Consider the following 1,089-nt stretch of genomic DNA (forward strand, 5'->3'; position numbering starts at 1 on the left):
GGCTGCCAAAAGCCTTGTTCAACCACTCATGAGTATTGCGAGCGAACCGTTCGCGATTTGCCCATTCTCGGCCGCGCGGTACGCCTCAGCGTGCTGCTCAGGCGCGTTGGCTGCCGCGACTGTGGTAAACGCATGGAGGCCGTGAGTTGGCTGGATCGCTATGCGCGCATGACACGCCGCTTGGCTGATGCGGTTATTCAGGCCTGCGAACGCCTTCCCACCCTGCACGTGGCCCAGATGTTTGGGCTGCATTGGGACACCGTGCGGTTGCTGGAGCGTCGGGCCTTGCAGGCGGCATTGAGCAAGTTGCCGAAGGCGCAACCACGACGCCTGGTGATGGATGAATTCGCGCTGTTTAAAGGGCATCGCTACGCCAGTGTTGTGTTGGATGCCGATACGCGACGAGTGCTTTGGATTGGCGAAGGCCGCAGCCGGGCGGCAGTTCGGCCCTTTTTCGAAGAGCTTGGGCCAGAGGGATGTGCTCGAATCGAAGCGGTGGCAATGGACATGAACACTGCGTTTGACCTGGAGGTTCGTCAGCACTGCCCGAAAGCGCGAGTGGTCTACGACCTCTTTCATGTGGTGGCCAAATATGGCCGAGAGGTCATTGACCGGGTCCGCGTCGACGAAGCTAACCGGTTGCGTCATGACAAGCCGGCTCGCAAGGTCATCAAGCAGGCGCGATGGCTGTTGCTGCGCAATCCACAGAATCTGAAAACGCCGGAACAGCAGGTTCGCTTGCAAGATTTGTTGGCGGCCAACCAATCGCTGATGACGGTGTATTTGATGAAGGCTGAGCTCAAAACACTCTGGACACCGAGTGCTGCCTGGGCTTGGCGATCGGCCTGGAAGCAATGGCTGCGCCATGCTCATGAAAGCGAAATACCGGCACTGATCCAGTTCGCCAAGCGGCTAAAGGCTTACTGGCGAGGCATCGTCAGTCGGGTTCGCTGGCCGATGCACACAGGGCAGTTGGAAGGTATAAACAATCGAATAAAGGTCATCAAACGGATGGCGTACGGTTACCGGGATAGCGAATTCTTTTTCATGAAGATCAAGAGCGTCTTTCCCGGTAATCCGTGAAGAACC

At 57.6% G+C, this 1,089-nt stretch carries 1 protein-coding gene; it reads left to right on the forward strand.

Annotation, left to right across the window (positions count from 1 at the left end; translation table 11 throughout):
* On the forward strand, positions 1–1,083 hold a 1,083-nt coding region (locus tag AC07N8_RS29420; RefSeq protein WP_493147249.1), incomplete at its 5' end, for an ISL3 family transposase.
* Between the last annotated feature and the right edge of the window lie 6 nt (positions 1,084–1,089).

The organism is Pseudomonas sp. GW821-FHT10C09, assembly GCF_059415465.1.